This is a genomic window from Actinomadura parmotrematis (genome assembly GCF_019458805.1).
GTDB classification, from domain to species: Bacteria; Actinomycetota; Actinomycetes; order Streptosporangiales; family Streptosporangiaceae; genus Spirillospora; species Spirillospora parmotrematis.
Genome location: NZ_JAIBOA010000025.1, coordinates 42,094 through 57,594 on the forward strand (window position 1 = coordinate 42,094; position 15,501 = coordinate 57,594).

The window sequence follows — 15,501 nt, forward strand, 5'->3', positions numbered from 1 at the left end:
AGGGTGAGACCTTCGTCACCTTGGGGGCCGAGGAGAGGGCGGGCCGAGCGATGTATTCCCTGGTAAATCGGTAGGTTTTGTTGAATTTAGGGAGTCGGTGGATCCCGTCGCACGTCAGAAGGCTGATCCACCCCCTAGGCAGGGGTCGGGCGGTCCTGCATGATGGGCGCATGGACGCAGCGATCGACCTCGTGGCACGGCGCCACATCGATCTGCTCCGCGTGTGCAGCGCCCGCTGTTGAGCCCTCCCAACGCCGCACCGTGCCCGGCCCGCCCGGCCCGTCCGTCACTCCGCGCGACGATGCGCGTCCGCCTTCACGGCTTCCTTTTCCCCTGACTCCGCCCCCCAGCGCCCGGCCCCGGCTTGCCCCCGCCCGCCCCGGAGGTGTTCCCCCACCATGTCCGTCGACGTCCTCGATCCACCCGCCGGTGCGCCGGCGTCCGCCGCGGGGCCGCCGGTCCCGGCGGCCCGGCGCCGCGCCGCCGCCCGGTCCCGCTCGCTCGCGCGCACCGCGCGCCGCCTCAGCGGCCTGGTGATCGTCCTGGCGGCCTGGCAGGCCGGCGCGTCGGCCGGGCTGCTCGGCTCGACGACGCCCTCGCCCGCGCAGGTCGTCGCGGCGGCCGGGCGGCTGGTGGAGTCCGGCGAGCTGGCCGCCAACCTCGGCGTCTCGCTGCTGCGGGTGCTGAAGGGCCTGGCGATCGGCCTGTCCGCCGGGCTGGTGCTCGGCCTCGCCGCCGGGCTCGCGCGGCTCGGCGAGGACCTGGTGGACGCGCCCGTGCAGGCGGTGCGGATGCTGCCGCACCTCGCGCTCGTGCCGCTGTTCATCATCTGGTTCGGCATCGGCGAGACCTCCAAGGTGTCGCTCATCGCCGTCGGCGTGGTGTTCCCGCTCTACATCAACGTCTTCCACGGCATCCGCGGCGTGGACGAGCGGCTCGTCGAGTCGGCGCGGTCCTGCGGCGTCGGCCGGTTCGGCCTCATCACCAAGGTGGTGCTGCCGGGCGCGCTGCCGCAGATCCTCGTCGGCCTGCGGCAGGCGCTCGGCGTCGCCTGGCTCAGCCTCGTCGTCGCCGAGCAGTCGGCGACGAGCGCGGGCATCGGCTACCTGATCAACCAGGCGACGCAGTTCATGCGGACCGACGAGGTGTTCGTCGTCCTCGTCGTCTACGCGCTGCTCGGCCTGGCCACCGACCTGCTGGTGCGCGCCGTGGAGCGGCGGGCGCTGGCCTGGCGGCGGGGGCTGGTCGCGCGATGACCGTCACCCTGCACGAGGGCGTGCGCGTCCGCGGCCTCTCCCGGTCCTTCGGGGACCGGACGGTGCTGGACCGCGTCGACCTCGACATCGCGCCCGGCGAGTTCGTCGCGCTGCTCGGCGCGAGCGGCTCGGGCAAGAGCACGCTGCTGCGCGCGCTCGGCGGCCTCGACCCGCAGGCGGGCGGCGACCTCGGCCTGCCCGACCGCAAGGCCGTCGTCTACCAGGAGCACCGCCTGCTGCCCTGGGCGCGGGTGTGGAAGAACGTCGTCCTCGGGGTGAAGGGCCCGGATCTGAAGGCCCGCGCCGTCGCCGCCCTCACCGAGGTCGGGCTGAAGGACCGCGCGGAGGCGTGGCCGCTCACCCTGTCGGGCGGCGAGTCGCAGCGCGTCGCCCTCGCCCGCGCCCTGGTGCGCACCCCGCAGCTGCTGCTGCTGGACGAGCCGTTCGGCGCGCTCGACGCGCTCACCCGGATGAAGGCGCAGGAGCTCGTCGCCGACCTGTGGGCCGAGCACCGGCCCGCCGTCCTGCTCGTCACCCACGACGTCGAGGAGGCCCTCCTGCTCGCCGACCGGGCGCTGCTGCTCGCGGACGGCCGCCTCGCCGAGGAGATCACCGTCGACCTGCCGCGCCCCCGCGCCCTGGACCACCCCGACTTCGTCGCGCTGCGGCGCCGGCTGCTGAGCGGCCTCGGCGTCGAGAAGGAGAACCGATGAGCGAACTGGACCTGACCGCCGACGTCGTCGTCGCGGGGGGCGGCCCGGCCGCCGCGTGGGCGGCGGTGAAGGCCGCCGAGGCCGGCGCCGACGTCCTGGTGGTCGACAAGGGCCACCTCGGGACGTCCGGCGCGACCGCCGCCGCCGGCACCGGCGTCTGGTACGTCGCGCCGGACGCGGACGCGCGGGCCGCCGCCAAGGCGAGCCGCGAGACGCTCGGCGGCCACCTCGCCGACCACGCCTGGATGGACCGCGTCCTCGACCAGACCTACGCCAACATGAACGAGCTCGCCGAGGTCGGCCGCTACCCGTTCCCCGTCGGGGCGGACGGGGCGCAGATCCGCCGCGGGCTGCAGGGGCCGGAGTACATGCGGCGGATGCGGACGCGGGTGAAGCGCGCGGGCGCGCGCATCCTCGACCACAGCCCCGTCACCGAGCTGCTGGTGGACGCCGAGGGCGCCGTCGCGGGGCTCGCCGGGTACCGGCGGCAGCACGACCAGTCCTACCGGGTGCGCGCGGGGGCCGTCGTGCTGGCGACGGGCGGCTGCGCGTTCCTCAGCAAGGCGCTCGGCTGCAACGTCAACACCGGCGACGGGGCGCTGTTCGCGGCTGAGGCGGGCGCGGACCTGTCCGGCATGGAGTTCTCCAACGCCTACGCGATCGCGCCGGAGTTCACCTCCGTCACCAAGACGGCGTTCTACTCGTTCGCGACGTTCTACCGGGGCGACGGCAGCGTCCTGGAGGGCGCGGGCAGCCAGCGCGGCCGGTCGGTGATCGCGCGGACGCTGCTGAGCGAGAAGGTCTACGCCCGCCTCGACCAGGCGACGCCCGAGGACATGCTCGCGATGCGGCTCGCCCAGCCCAACTTCTTCCTGCCCTTCGACCGGCAGGGCATCGACCCGTTCCGCGACCTGTTCGCGGTGACGATGCTCGCCGAGGGCACCGTCCGCGGCACCGGCGGCATCCGCCTCACCGGCTTCGACTGCGCCACGTCCGTCCCCGGCCTGTACGCGGCGGGCGACGCGGCGACGCGCGAACCCATCTGCGGCGGCTTCACCGGCGGCGGCAGCCACAACTCCGCCTGGGCCATGTCGTCGGGCACCTGGGCAGGGCAGGGCGCCGCGCGCCACGCACGCTCCCTCGGCTCGCGCGCGCTTGCCCGCACCACGCACGGCCTCGGCGGCGCCGGACTGCGCCCGGCCGGGACGCCCGGCGACCCGTCGGCCTTCAACGACGTCATCAAGGCCGTGCAGAACGAGGTCATCCCCTACGACAAGAACCTCCTGCGGCACGGCGACCGCCTCGCCCCCGCGCTGTCCGTCCTGGACGAGGTGTGGCGCGACGTGCGCGCGTCGCTGCACGGCGAGAACGGCGATGTCGTGCGCGCGCGCTCGGCGGCGGCCATGACGGCGCACGCCCGCTGGATGTACAACGCCGCGCTCGCCCGCACCGAGACGCGCGGCATGCACAAGCGCCAGGACTTCCCCGACCTCGACCCCGCCCAGCACCACCGGCTCCTCACCGGCGGCCTGGACGAGGTGTGGACGGCGCCCGAGCCGGCCGCCCGCGGCGGCCTCGCGGCGGTGGCGTCGTGATCGAGATCGTCTCCCGGGACCGCTGCATCGCCTGCGACAAGTGCATCGAGGTCTGCCCGACCGACGTGTTCGAGCGCGGCCCCGACGGCGTCCCCGTCCTCGCCCGGCAGGGCGACTGCCAGACCTGCTTCATGTGCGAGGCGTACTGCCCCGCCGACGCGCTGTTCGTCGCCCCGCAGTCGCACCGGCTGCCCGCCGGCTCGGAGCTGCTGGACGAGGCCCGCCTCGCCGAGCAGGGCCGCCTCGGCAGCTACCGCGCGCAGATCGGCTGGGGCAAGGGCCGCACGCCCGGCGCCGCCCGCGCCATCGGCCCGGCCCTGCCCGGCGCCGGACCGCGCGCCCCCCTCACCTCCTGACCGCCCCTCCTCCCCGACGTTCCACCCCCCGAAAGGCACGCCCGTGACATCCCGGTTCCTCAAAGCCGCCCTCGCCGTCCTGCTGCCCGTCACCGGCGCGGCCGCGTGCGGCACCTCCGACGCGGCCGACGCCCTCACCCTGCGGATCGGCGTGATCAGCGCGGGCAAGGTCGTCAAGCTGGGCGGCGCCGCCGGCTACCTCGACAGCAAGGGCGAGCTGCTGCCCGAGCTGAAGGGCCTCGGCATCACCAAGATCAAGGTGGCGACGTTCCAGAACGGGCCCGACCTGAACCAGGCCCTCGCCGGCGGCTCCCTCGACCTCGGCGTCTACGGCGACACCCCCGCCCTCGTCGGCCGCGGCACGAAGCTGCCGACCCGCCTGATCTCGCAGCCGGGCGTCGGGCTGGACGCCGCCGTCGTCACCAAGAAGGGCGGCGTGTCCTCGCTGAAGGAGCTGGAGGGCAAGAAGATCGGCGTGCAGGTCGGCTCCTACATCCACCGCTACCTGCTCGGCGCCCTCCAGCAGGCCGGCGTGCACGCCACCCTCGTCAACATGTACACGCCCGCCATCGTCGCGGCCCTGGAGAAGGGCGCCATCGACGCCGGCGGCCTCGTCTCGGCCAACGTCGAGATCGAGCGCCGCAAGGGCCTGCCGGTGATCGACACGGCGTCCCGCGACCACCCCGACCTGCTCGGCACCACCGCCACCGTCGTCACCCAGAAGTTCCTGGACGCCCACCCCGGCATCGTCAAGAGCTGGCAGAACGTCGAGCGGACGGGCGCGCGGGCCGCCAAGGCCGACTGGACCGGCTACACCGGCTACCTCGCCTCCATCGGCGGCTACCCCGCCGACATCACCGCCAAGACGACGCTGCGCAGCCAGGTCGCCGACCAGCCCTTCACCCCTCAAGGCCTGAAGCTGCTGGAGGGCACCAAGGCGTTCCTCGTCCAGCAGAAGCTCATCCCGGCCGACTACCCGCTGGACTCCTGGATCGCGCCGGGGGCGCGCGGGTGACGGCGACCGACCTGACCACCGACGTCCTGGTCCTCGGCGGCGGCCCCGCCGGGACCTGGGCGGCGGTGGCCGCCGCCGCGGCCGGCGCCCGCGTCGTCCTCGCCGACAAGGGCTACTGCGGGACGAGCGGCTCGGCCGCCGCGGGCGGCAACAACCTCTGGTACGTCCCGCCCGACCCCGCCGCCCGCGAGGCGGCGGTGACCGCGCGCCTGCGGAGCAGCCTCGGCCTCGCCGACACCGGCTGGATGGCGCGCGTCCTGGCGGAGACCCACCTGCGCGTCGGCGACCTCGCCGCCTGGGGCTACCCCTTCCCCCGCGACGACGCGGGCGCCGAGCGGCGCGGCAGCCTCCAGGGACCGGAGTACATGCGGCGGATGCGCCGCCGCGTGCACCGCGGCGGCGTCACGATCCTGGACCACGCGCCCGCGCTGCGGCTGCTGCGCGGCGCGGACGGCGCCGCGGTGGGCGCCGCCGGCCTGCACCGGCAGGACGGCGGGCGGCCCTGGACGGTCCGCGCGGGCGCCGTCGTCCTCGCCACCGGCGGCTGCGCGTTCCTGTCCGGCGCGTTCGGCCTGAACGTCGACACCGGCGACGGGCACCTGATGGCCGCCGAGCTCGGCGCCGACCTGTCGGGCATGGAGTTCTCCGCCGCCTACGCCCTCTCGCCCGCCCACGGCGCGCACACCAAGGGCCTGATGATGATGTTCGCGACCTACTCGCTGGACGACGGCACCGTCCTCGACCTGCCGGACCCCCTCGCCGGCCGCGACCGCGTCGCGGCGCTGCTCGCCGAGGGCCGCACGGTGCACGCGCGGCTCGACCGGGCGCCCGCGCACCTGCGGCAGGCCATGCGGCAGGCCCAGCCCAACTACTTCCTGCCGCTGGACAAGGCCGGCATCGACCCCTTCCGCGACCGCTACCCCGTCCGCATGGTGCTGGAGGGCACCGTCCGCGGCACCGGCGGCCTCCGCATCGCCGGCGCGGACTGCGCCACGTCCGTCCCCGGGCTGTTCGCCGCGGGCGACGTCGCCACCCGCGAGCTCGTCAGCGGCGCGGTCAGCGGCGGCGGCGCCTACAACGGCGCCTGGGCGATCTCCTCGGGCACCTGGGCGGGCCGCGGCGCCGCGGCCTTCGCCCGCGCCGGCGTCCAGGACGGCGCCCCGCCCGCCGGCGCCGCCGGCCTCGCGGCGGGCCGCACCCGGCCCGCCGACGTCGTCGAGGGCGTCCAGCGCGAGACCCTGCCCCTGGACCGCAACTACTTCCGCACCCCCGCCGGCCTCCGCCGCTCCCTCGCGGCCCTCGACGACCTCTGGCGCGCGACCCGCGAGGGCCTCGCCGCCCCCACCCACCGCGACCGCCTGCGCGCCCGCGAAGCGGCCGCCCTCGTCGCCCACGCCCGCTGGATGTACACCGCCGCCCTCGCCCGCCCCGAGACCCGCGGCCTCCACCGCCTGACCGGCCACCCCACCGACCCCGCCCTCCGGCACCGCATCCGCGTCGGCGGCCTCGACGACCTCTGGACGTCCCCCGAGCCCTCCGCCCGCGAGACCAGCACGGTCGCCGGAACGACCGCAACGTCCCGGGCGGCCGCGGCGGTCGTAGGGCTTGGCACGACCGCCGCGGCGCCCGATGGGACAGCGGTGCCGGGCGCGTCCGCGGCGGCGGAGGCGGGACGGTGATCGAGGTCGTTCGCGCCGGGGCCTGCGTGGCGTGCGACATCTGCATCAAGGTGTGCCCGACCGACGTGTTCGAGCGGGGCGCGGACGGCGTCCCCGTCATCGCGCGGCAGCCGGACTGCCAGACCTGCTTCATGTGCGAGGCCAACTGCCCGACCGACGCGCTGTACGTCGCGCCGCTCTCCGGCCCGGCGCCCGCCGGGTCGCCGCAGGCCGACCAGGCCGCGCTGGAGGAGGCGGGCGCGTTCGGCGCCTACCGGGAGCTGATCGGCTGGGGCGGGGGCCGCACGCCGGGCAGCCGCCTGGACCGCAACCACGTGTTCACCGCGATGCTGGAGCGCGGCGGCCCCTGATCCGGCAGTTTCGATCTTGCTGCGCGGCGGCGTCCGGCGACCCGGTACGTTTCTCCCGAGCAGGTGGATCGAAGGTGGGGGCTGGTGAGAGCGGTCATCGACGGGCCCGGCTGGGCGGTACGCGGGCCGGGGCGGACAGCGGCGGACCGTCCCCCGGACGTCGGGCGGGCCCTGGCCGGCGAGGCCGGCCGCCTCGCCCCCGGCGTCACCGCCGCCACGCCCCTGCTGCGCCCCTACGCCCTGTACGCGGCGCTCGCCGCGCACGCCGGGCGGGCGGGGCTGGACGCGGCGGCGTCGCGGCGGCTCGCCCGCCGCGCCGAGGCGATCATGCTGGCGGTCTCGCTGCTGCACGACGACGGCGCCGCCCCCGGCGCGGCGCTGGTCGAGCCCTGGCTCGGCGACGACCTCGACGTGGCCGGCGCGGCGGGCGCGGCGCTGCCGGGCTGGGACGCCTACGCCTGGCCGAGCGCCGTCCTCGGCACGATCGCGTTCCGCGACGGCGCCCTGCGGCCGGGGCGGCACACCTGCCCGCCGTCGGTGCGCGCCCTGTTCGCGCCGCTGATCGAGGCCGCCGCGGAGGACCGCCTCGGCTGGGAGCGGCTCGACGCGCTGCGCGCCGTCGCGCCGGGCTCCGCCGAGGCGCCCGAGGCGTCCTGGCTGAGCGGCGTGTTCACCGCCGTCCGCGCCGGGCGCCACGACCCGGCCGAGTGGACGCCCGAGGACCTGCGGCGCCGCGGCACGCTGCGCGTCCTCGCCCGCGCCGCGGCGCTGCACGGCGACCCGTCCGCGAGCTGGGACGACGTGACGGCCTCGGCGGTCGCCTTCGGCGGCCAGGCCGCGACCGACCCGGTGCTCGCCGCGCTCCCCGAGACCCTCGGCTGGCGCGGCGTGCTGCTGCGCGCCCACTCGGTGCGGGCCTGGCAGCGGATCTGGGCGGAGTCCCGCGAGGCCCCGGACGCGCTGCCCGACGCCCTGCCCGCCGTCGGCACCCGCGCGTTCCTGAACGACCTGCCGCCGACGACGCGCGGCGGCCACCCGTCGCCGATCGAGCGGATCGTCCTCGCCGGCGGCGACGACGCCCTCACCCACTTCGGGCTGCTGCTGATCGGCGGGCGCCGCGCCGGGGAGCTGGACGGCGCCGCCCGCGCGGCCTTCGTCGGGCCGCCGACCGAGATCCTCAACCCGGTCTGGGTGGCGCTCCGCACCGAGGAGCACCTCGACCGCCCCGTCCGCGACCTGGCCGTCCGCCTCCAAGCCGACCTGGCCGGCCAGGCCCGGCGCGAGCGCCTGGACGCCCGTCCCCCGGCCGCCGGCGGGACCGGCCTCGCCGCGCTGGCGTCGCTCGGCGCACGGCTCGGCCTGCTCACCCCGGGCGCGTCCGTGACACCGCTCGGCTCGACGCTCTTGGGAGTGGACGCGTGACCCTCGCCTCGCCTCTGACGCTGCTGGAGGAGTGGACGCGCCGCACAGGCGGCGCCCGGCTGCGCGACCTGCTGCTCCTCGGCCACGACGTGGACCTGGCGTTCCTGGAGCGGACCGCCGTCCCGGCCGCCCGCGCCCTCGGCGCGCGCGTCACCGTGATCGGCGACGCGGCGGGCGCCTCCTCCGAGGCCGTGGACGTGCGCCTCGCGGGCCGCGACTACCTGCACGCCCTGGCCGCGGTGCCCGGCCTGTTCCACGCGCGCCTCGCCCTGCTCGTCGGCGACGGCGAGGCCGTCGCCGCCCTCGGCTCCGGCGACCCGACGCCCGCGGGCTGGAACGGCGCCGACGAGCTCTGGACCGTCCTGCGCGGCGGCGCCGCCCTCGGCGACATCGGCATGTGGCTGCTCCAGCTCACCGAGACGATCGCCCTCCCCGGCCACGCCGCGACCGTCCTGGAAGACATCGCCGCCTCCCTCCCCACCGCCGACCCGGACGGCGGGGACGGCCATGTCGCCGTTCGGGTGCTGCACAACCTGGACGAGGGGCTGCTGGCGCGGCTTCCCGCCGGGCCGGTGGACGAGCTGGTGCTGTACGCGCCGGTGCTCGACCCGTCCGGGGAGACCCTGGACGGGGTGTTGGACCGCTTCTCGCCCGCGCGGACGGTGCTCGGGCTGCAGCCGGAGCTCGGTGCCTACGAGGGCGACGCGATCGTGCTGGCCGCGGGCGACCGGCCGCTGGAGGTCCGGCTGCTGCCGGAGGAGCGGCCGCGGCACGGGCGGCTGCTGGAGTGGGCGGTGGACGGGCGCCGCCACGCGCTGGTCGGCGGGTCGGAGCTGACCGCCGCCGCGCTGACCTCGACGGCGGCCGAGGGGAACTGCGAGCTCGTCGTGCTGGCGCCCGTGAACGCGTCGCTGCTGCCAGCGGGAACCTCCTTTCCCCTGGCCGAGCTGGAGGGCCGCCGCCGGGAGCGCCCGGCGGCACGGCCGGCCCGCTCGGCGATCGGGGCGCTGGTCACCGAGAGTGGCCTGCGTGTCACGCTAGCGGCCGCCTACGACACTTCGGTGCCCGTGCGCGTCTCCCCCGACGGCGCGCCCGCCTCCTGGACCGCGCTCGGCACCGTCACGGCGCGCGAGCGCGTGAAGGTCTTCGACGCCGACGTCAGGCCGGGTTCCGCCGTGCAGACCGGCGCCGACTCCGCGCCGGTGTTCGCCGCCGCCACCTCCACGGGCGCCTTCGAGACCGGCTACGACGAGGCGGCGATCCTCGCCGACCCCTTCGTCGCCGCCCGCTTCCGCGGTGACTACCTGGACGATCCCGGCGGCTGCGCGGAGCGCCTCGCCAACGCGGCGCCCGAGCCGCATTGGGGGCTCGCGCCCGCGCCCGGCACGGTCGAGATCCCCGACCCGGACGCCTGGCGCGCCTGGGTCCCCGAGGCCGCCGCGACGCCGCTGCTCGGCCGCCTGCTGGTCCTGTTGCTCGGCCATGGCGTCTGGGCGCCGGACGACCCGTCCTGGCGGCCCGAGCTCGCCCGCGTCATCGCCGCGCTGGCCGGCGACCCGGCGCAGCACGTCCTCACCGCCGTCTGCGTCGGCCTGCTGCGCGGCGGCGGCCCGGCCGACGACGCCCTGGCCGAACGCGCCTGGGACCTGGCGCGCGGCGCGGTCGCCGCCGCCGATCCCGACGGGGCCGGGGACCTGCTCATCGCGTCCGCCGCACCGCGGGCGCGCGTGCTGACCCGCGCCGCGCTCGGCGAGCTGCACGACGAGGCGGGGGTGTCCGACCCGCTCGTGAGCGCGACCGCCGAACTCGCCGGAACCGGCTGGGACCTGGAGCTGGACGACGGCCTCTACACCGTCTCGGGCACCTTCACCAACCCCGTGCCCGTCGCCGCTCGCGTCGCGACGATGCTCGGCGAGGAGCAGGACACCGTCCTCGTGCGCGCCGTCGGCACCGACCGGCGGTGGGCCTTCATCGCCTGGCGGCGCCCCGACCTGCTGCTGGCCAGCCACCCCGCGGGCAGCGCCTGGCGCCTCTACCGGCTGAGCGGCGGCGCCACCCCGGAATCGCGCCTCGCGGGAGGCGACGGGCTGAACCGCATCGGCCTCGTCGGCAACCCCGTCCGCCTCGGCCAGGCCCCGCCGCCCGCGGCCCAGCGCCTCCTCACCGAGGCCGGCACCGACCACCTCACCCTCCTCCGCCGCCTCACTTCGGACGACCGAAGGTAAGGCGCCGCCCCGCTCCCCGCGACCACCCGGTCATCACATGTTGAGATGCGGCGTGTTGGGCACTTTCGATCTTCGAAGTGCCCAACACGCCGCATCTCAACGTGCAGCGACCGGGTGGTCATTGCCGGCGGCGCGGGGATGAATGGATCAAATCACCCATAGATGAATGGTTTTGACATGGCGGTCAAATACGAATAGGTACGGCGGCGGGGGCGGGTTTTTAGGGGAATTGACATGCCCGGCCATTCGGTGTGTTGCATGCTCGGGTACGTGCCCGTTTGTTTTGCGGCTCATCGTGCGCGAGGCGCCCGCCGCCGCTGCGCGGGGCGGTGGCGCCCTCCGGTCCGGACTCGTCCTGCCCGCACTTCCCCGAGGACCTGAACTATGTCAGCACACGCATTCGAGGTGGATCGTTCACCGCTGGAGCGGGCGCTCGTCGTCTGGCTCGCGGCGGTGACCGTGCTCGGCGCGGCCTGGCTGTGGGCGCTGTTCGCCGCCGACCAGGACGACAAGGCCATGGTCGCCTGGGGCGGCGGCGGAGCCAGCCTGCTGGTCGCGCTCGCGCTCGCGGTCGCCGCCTACTACGCGGCGGCGGCGCGGAGCGCCCGCGAGCGGGCCGCGGCCCTCGCCGGCGAGGGCGCCCGGCTGGAGCGGCAGATCGTCGACCTGCTGGAGAACACGCTGCCGACGGCCGTGCGCCGCGTCCGCGAGGGCGCGTCGCCCGACGGCGCGCTCACGGATCTGGCGCGGCCCGGCAACCCGGCGTTGCAGCGGATGCTGCACACCGTCACGCACGAGATCGCCGCCGCCGAGCGCGCCGCCGCGACCGCCAAGGCGCTCACCGCGGCGCTGGAGGACGAGCTGCGGCTCATCGTCGAGGAGACGCTGCCGGCGGCGATCCAGCGGATCCGCACCAAGCGCGTCAACGCCGACCGCATCCTGTTCGAGGCGCCGAAGCCCGCGAACGCGCTGGCCGCGCAGCTCCTGCACGACGCGGTGCACGGCGTCTCGATGACCGAGCGGATCAACGCCTCGACGCTGTCGGCCTGCGCGAGCGCGGGCGCCCGGCTCCAGGCGATGGCGACCAGCATGCTGGCCGAGCTGCGCGAGCTGGAGTTCCGCTACGACGAGCAGCCGGTCTTCCACGACCTGCTCGCGCTCGACCACCGGGTCTCGCAGATGGGGCGCTTCGCCGACGGCGTCGCGCTCCTGTCGGGCGGCCGGTCCGGGCGGCGCTGGACCAAGCCGATCCGGATGGAGAGCATCCTGCGCGGCGCGCTCGGGCGCATCAACGACTACACCCGCGTCCAGCTGCACAACACCTGCGGCGCGGCCGTCGCCGGGCACGCCGCCGAGGGCGTCATGCACGCGCTCGCCGAGCTGATGGACAACGCCGCCAACTTCTCCGCCCGCAACACCGACGTGCACGTCTACGTCGAGGAGGAGGACGCGGGCGTCGTCGTGGTGCTGGAGGACAGCGGCCTCGGGATGCGCAGCCGCGAGCGCGACCGCGCGCAGCGGGCGGTGTCGCAGCCCATCTCGCTGGACAACCTGCCGAGCGCGCGGATCGGCCTCACCGTCGTCGGCAAGCTCGCGGCCAAGCACGGGCTGCGGGTCAACTACCGGCCGTCGGCGCGCGGCGGCATCGGCGTCGTCGTGATGATCCCCCGCACCCTCATCACGCAGCCGCGGGAGGACTTCCTGTTCAGCGGCACGCGCTCGCCGCTGAGCACCCCGCCGCGCGCCAACCCGCTGCCGCAGGCCGTCCCGGCCACCGCCCCGATCGCGGCTCCGGTCCCGGTCCCCGGCGCCCCGGCGGACGCGGTCCCGGCCGGCGGCAGCGACGGCGGCGGCGGCGAGGACGACGGGGGGTTCGTGCTGCCGCAGCGCAAGGCCGGCGAGACGCTCGCCAACTCGCCCTACCCGGTCTCGGGTCCCAACTTCGAGCCGGTGCACGAGGCCCCGCCCCCGCGCGGGGACGGCGCCGCCCGTTTCGCCGCGTTCCGGCAGGCCGGCCGCGACCGCGACGCCAAGTGACGTCCACCTACAGGCAGGAGGCAGGGGCACGCGCGGCCCCGCGAACCCATGAGCTCCCACGATCGCGATCTCGGCTGGATGCTGGAGAACATGCTGACCAAGGCGCCCGGCGGCCGGCACGCCCTGGTGCTGTCCAAGGACGGCCTGAAGGTCTGCTACACCCCCGGCCTCAGCGTCGACGCCGCCGACCAGCTGTCGGCGATCGCCGCGGGCATCCAGAGCCTCGCGCTGAGCGCGTCCGGCGAGTTCGGCGAGGGCCTCGGCGCCGGGCAGTCGATGGTGGAGTTCCGCGGCGGCGTGCTGCTGATCGTGCCGGCCGGGGAGGGCGCCCACCTGGCGGTGGTCACCACCGAGGACGCCGAGGTCGGCCTCGTCGCGCACTTCATGAACGAGCTGGTCGACCAGATCGGCGACCACCTCACCGCGCCGCCGCGCCGCCCGCAGGCCGCCCCGCAGCCGCCGGACGGGGCCCGGCCCCCGTCCGGCACGTCGTGAACACCCGGCAGGTCGGCGGCGAGGACCCCGACCGGCTGTACATCGTCACCGGCGGCCGCCTCGTCGCCCGCGCCGCCGCCCACCAGGACGCGCTGCGCCGGGACGGGGCGCCGAACCCGCGCGACGCGGTGCTCGACCTGGTGACGCTGGTAGTCGGGGTCGGCGTGCCGCCGCCGGGGCTGCCCACCGAGCACGCCGCGATCCTGCGGCTCTGCTCGGACGGGCCGCTGTCGCTGGCCGAGCTGTCGTCGTACCTGGCACTGCCGGTGACGGTGGTGAAGCTGCTGCTGCGCGATCTGCTGGCGGTCGGCCGGATCGCCGTCCGGCCGCCCGTCTCGGCGCCCGCCCCGGACCGGCTGCCCGACCTGGAAACCCTGAAGCAGGTGCTCGTTGGACTCCAGAACCTCTGACCCGTCCGCCCCCACGGTGGTGCAGCGCGCCGCCGCCGTCCGGAGCGGGCCGCCGCTCCGCGCCACCGTCGGCGACGCCCTGAAGATCGTGATCGTGGGCGGGTTCGGCGCCGGCAAGACGACCCTGGTCGGCGCGGTGAGCGAGATCCCGCCGCTGTCCACCGAGGAGATCATGACGACGGCGGGCGTCGGCATCGACGACCCGGCCGCGGTCGCCGACAAGAACACCACGACCGTCGCGTTCGACTTCGGCCGCATCACCCTGAACGACCGCCAGGTGCTGTACCTGTTCGGCGCGCCCGGCCAGCAGCGGTTCTGGTTCCTGTGGGATCAGCTGTTCGGCGGCAGCCTCGGCGCCGTCGTGCTCGTCGACACCCGCCGCATCGCCGACTCCTGGTACGCCATCGACCGGCTGGAGCACCACGGGATGCCGTTCATCGTGGCGGTGAACCGCTTCGACGGGCCGCGCCCGCCGCTGGCGCGCGTCCGGCAGGCGCTCGACCTCAGCCCGCGCATCCCGCTCATCGAGTGCGACGCCCGCGCGCGCCGCTCGGCCAAGCACGTCCTGATCGACCTCGTCGCCCACCTCACCGACCTCCACTCCGCGGAGCGCACGCCGTGACCGACTCCCTCACCTCCCCCGACCCGTCCGCCGGACCCTCCGGCCCCGGCGCCGCCGCCGCGGGCCGCCCGCCGCATCCGGGCCACCCCCGCCCCACGCGGGTGTACGGCCCGGCGATCGCCGGCGACCCCGACCGGCTGTACACGGCGCTCCGCCGCGAGTACGGGCCGGTCGCGCCGGTGCTGCTGGACGGCGACGTGCCCGCCTGGTTCGTCCTCGGCTACCGCGAGGTCAGCCACGTCACCGGCAACCCGCGGCTGTTCGCGCGCGACTGCCGGCGCTGGAACGCCTGGGACCTCATCCCCGACGACTGGCCGCTGATGCCCTACGTCGGCTGGACGCCGTCGGTGATGTTCGCCGAGGGCCCCGAGCACCGGCGGCGGGCGGGCGCGATCGGCGACGCCCTGGACGCCGTCGACCGCACCGAGCTCGCCGACCTGTGCGCCGAGGTGTCCGACGGGCTGATCGACGCGTTCGCCGGGCGGGGCCGCGCCGACCTCGTGGAGGAGTTCGCGCTGCGCGTCCCGCTGCTGGTGATGGCGCAGCTGTACGGGCTGCCGCCCGCCGACATCCCGGCGCTGGTCGCCGACATCGCCGAGTCGCTCGACAGCGGCGAGAAGGCCGCCGCCGCGCACGGCCGCATCCACGCCCGGATGCAGGGCCTGGTCGCCGACAGGAACCGGCGGCCCGGCCTGGACGTGCCGTCCCGGCTGCTCCGGCACCCGGCGGGGCTGACCGAGGACGAGGTCGTCATCGACCTGCTGGTGGTGATGGCGGCGGCGCAGCAGCCGACGGGCAACTGGATCGGCAACACGCTGCGGCTGATGCTGACCGACGACCGGTTCTCGGTGACGCTGCAGGGCGGCCGGTCCAGCATCAAGCAGGCGCTCGGCGAGGTGCTGTGGGAGAACACCCCGACGCAGAACTTCATCGGCCGCTGGGCGGTGCAGGACTGCAAGCTCGGCGAGCAGCACATCCGCGGCGGCGACCTGGTCGTCCTCGGGCTCGCCGCCGCCAACACCGACCCGGACGTGTGCCCGCGCGACCGCGCGCCCGACCCGCAGCCGGCGGGCCCGGACGGCAACCAGGCGCACATGTCGTTCGGGAACGGCGAGCACGGCTGCCCGTTCCCGGCGCCCGAGCTCGCCGAGGTGATCGCGCGCACGGCGGTGGAGGTGCTGCTGGACCGGCTGCCGGACGTGGAGCTGGCGGTGCCGGTGCCGTCGCTGCGCTGGCGCCCGTCGGTGTGGATGCGCGGGCTGTTCGAGCTGCCGGTGGCCTACACCCCGTCGGGCGGCGGGCCCGCCGGGGACGGCGGCCGGTGAC

14 protein-coding genes are annotated in these 15,501 nt (G+C 76.0%); all 14 read left to right on the forward strand.

The window, feature by feature from the left end:
* Positions 1-398: 398 nt before the first annotated feature.
* The 14 genes from K1Y72_RS29925 (at position 399) to K1Y72_RS29990 (ending at position 15,500) form a co-directional block, all read left to right on the forward strand.
* Positions 399-1,256, forward strand: coding sequence for an ABC transporter permease (locus K1Y72_RS29925; protein ID WP_220169859.1), 858 nt, complete (start codon positions 399-401; stop codon positions 1,254-1,256).
* On the forward strand, positions 1,253-1,969 hold the full coding sequence (locus tag K1Y72_RS29930; RefSeq protein WP_220169860.1) for an ABC transporter ATP-binding protein: 717 nt from the start codon (positions 1,253-1,255) through the stop codon (positions 1,967-1,969). Before K1Y72_RS29925 ends, K1Y72_RS29930 begins: the two co-directional genes overlap by 4 nt.
* Positions 1,966-3,564: an FAD-dependent oxidoreductase gene (locus tag K1Y72_RS29935; RefSeq protein WP_220169861.1), complete on the forward strand. Its 1,599-nt coding sequence runs from the start codon at positions 1,966-1,968 to the stop codon at positions 3,562-3,564. Before K1Y72_RS29930 ends, K1Y72_RS29935 begins: the two co-directional genes overlap by 4 nt.
* Positions 3,561-3,920: a 4Fe-4S dicluster domain-containing protein gene (locus K1Y72_RS29940; RefSeq protein WP_220169862.1), complete on the forward strand. Its 360-nt coding sequence runs from the start codon at positions 3,561-3,563 to the stop codon at positions 3,918-3,920. The genes K1Y72_RS29935 and K1Y72_RS29940 overlap by 4 nt, the downstream gene beginning before the upstream one ends.
* 43 nt (positions 3,921-3,963) lie before the next feature.
* A complete protein-coding gene (locus tag K1Y72_RS29945) occupies positions 3,964-4,935 on the forward strand; it encodes an ABC transporter substrate-binding protein (protein ID WP_220169863.1) in 972 nt (323 codons plus the stop codon).
* On the forward strand, positions 4,932-6,614 hold the full coding sequence (locus K1Y72_RS29950) for an FAD-binding protein (protein ID WP_308287283.1): 1,683 nt from the start codon (positions 4,932-4,934) through the stop codon (positions 6,612-6,614). The genes K1Y72_RS29945 and K1Y72_RS29950 overlap by 4 nt, the downstream gene beginning before the upstream one ends.
* A complete protein-coding gene (locus K1Y72_RS29955) occupies positions 6,611-6,964 on the forward strand; it encodes a 4Fe-4S dicluster domain-containing protein (RefSeq protein ID WP_220169864.1) in 354 nt (117 codons plus the stop codon). The genes K1Y72_RS29950 and K1Y72_RS29955 overlap by 4 nt, the downstream gene beginning before the upstream one ends.
* Before the next feature lie 84 nt (positions 6,965-7,048).
* The gene (locus K1Y72_RS29960) at positions 7,049-8,386 is read left to right on the forward strand and encodes a hypothetical protein (RefSeq protein ID WP_220169865.1); all 1,338 of its coding nucleotides are present in this window, start codon (positions 7,049-7,051) and stop codon (positions 8,384-8,386) included.
* On the forward strand, positions 8,383-10,611 hold the full coding sequence (locus K1Y72_RS29965; RefSeq protein ID WP_220169866.1) for a hypothetical protein: 2,229 nt from the start codon (positions 8,383-8,385) through the stop codon (positions 10,609-10,611). Before K1Y72_RS29960 ends, K1Y72_RS29965 begins: the two co-directional genes overlap by 4 nt.
* A 384-nt stretch (positions 10,612-10,995) precedes the next feature.
* Positions 10,996-12,648 carry an ATP-binding protein gene (locus tag K1Y72_RS29970; protein WP_220169867.1) on the forward strand — a complete coding sequence of 551 codons (1,653 nt, stop codon included), beginning with the start codon at positions 10,996-10,998 and terminating at the stop codon, positions 12,646-12,648.
* Between the two features lie 48 nt (positions 12,649-12,696).
* Positions 12,697-13,143, forward strand: a complete 447-nt coding sequence (locus K1Y72_RS29975) for a roadblock/LC7 domain-containing protein (RefSeq protein ID WP_220169868.1) — start codon at positions 12,697-12,699, stop codon at positions 13,141-13,143.
* Entirely contained in the window at positions 13,140-13,553 is a 414-nt protein-coding gene (locus tag K1Y72_RS29980; RefSeq protein WP_220169869.1) for a DUF742 domain-containing protein, read from the forward strand. Before K1Y72_RS29975 ends, K1Y72_RS29980 begins: the two co-directional genes overlap by 4 nt.
* On the forward strand, positions 13,534-14,175 hold the full coding sequence (locus tag K1Y72_RS29985; protein ID WP_372453039.1) for a GTP-binding protein: 642 nt from the start codon (positions 13,534-13,536) through the stop codon (positions 14,173-14,175). Before K1Y72_RS29980 ends, K1Y72_RS29985 begins: the two co-directional genes overlap by 20 nt.
* Complete coding sequence (locus K1Y72_RS29990; protein ID WP_220169870.1) at positions 14,172-15,500, forward strand: cytochrome P450; 1,329 nt, start codon at positions 14,172-14,174, stop codon at positions 15,498-15,500. The genes K1Y72_RS29985 and K1Y72_RS29990 overlap by 4 nt, the downstream gene beginning before the upstream one ends.
* Position 15,501 lies beyond the last annotated feature (1 nt).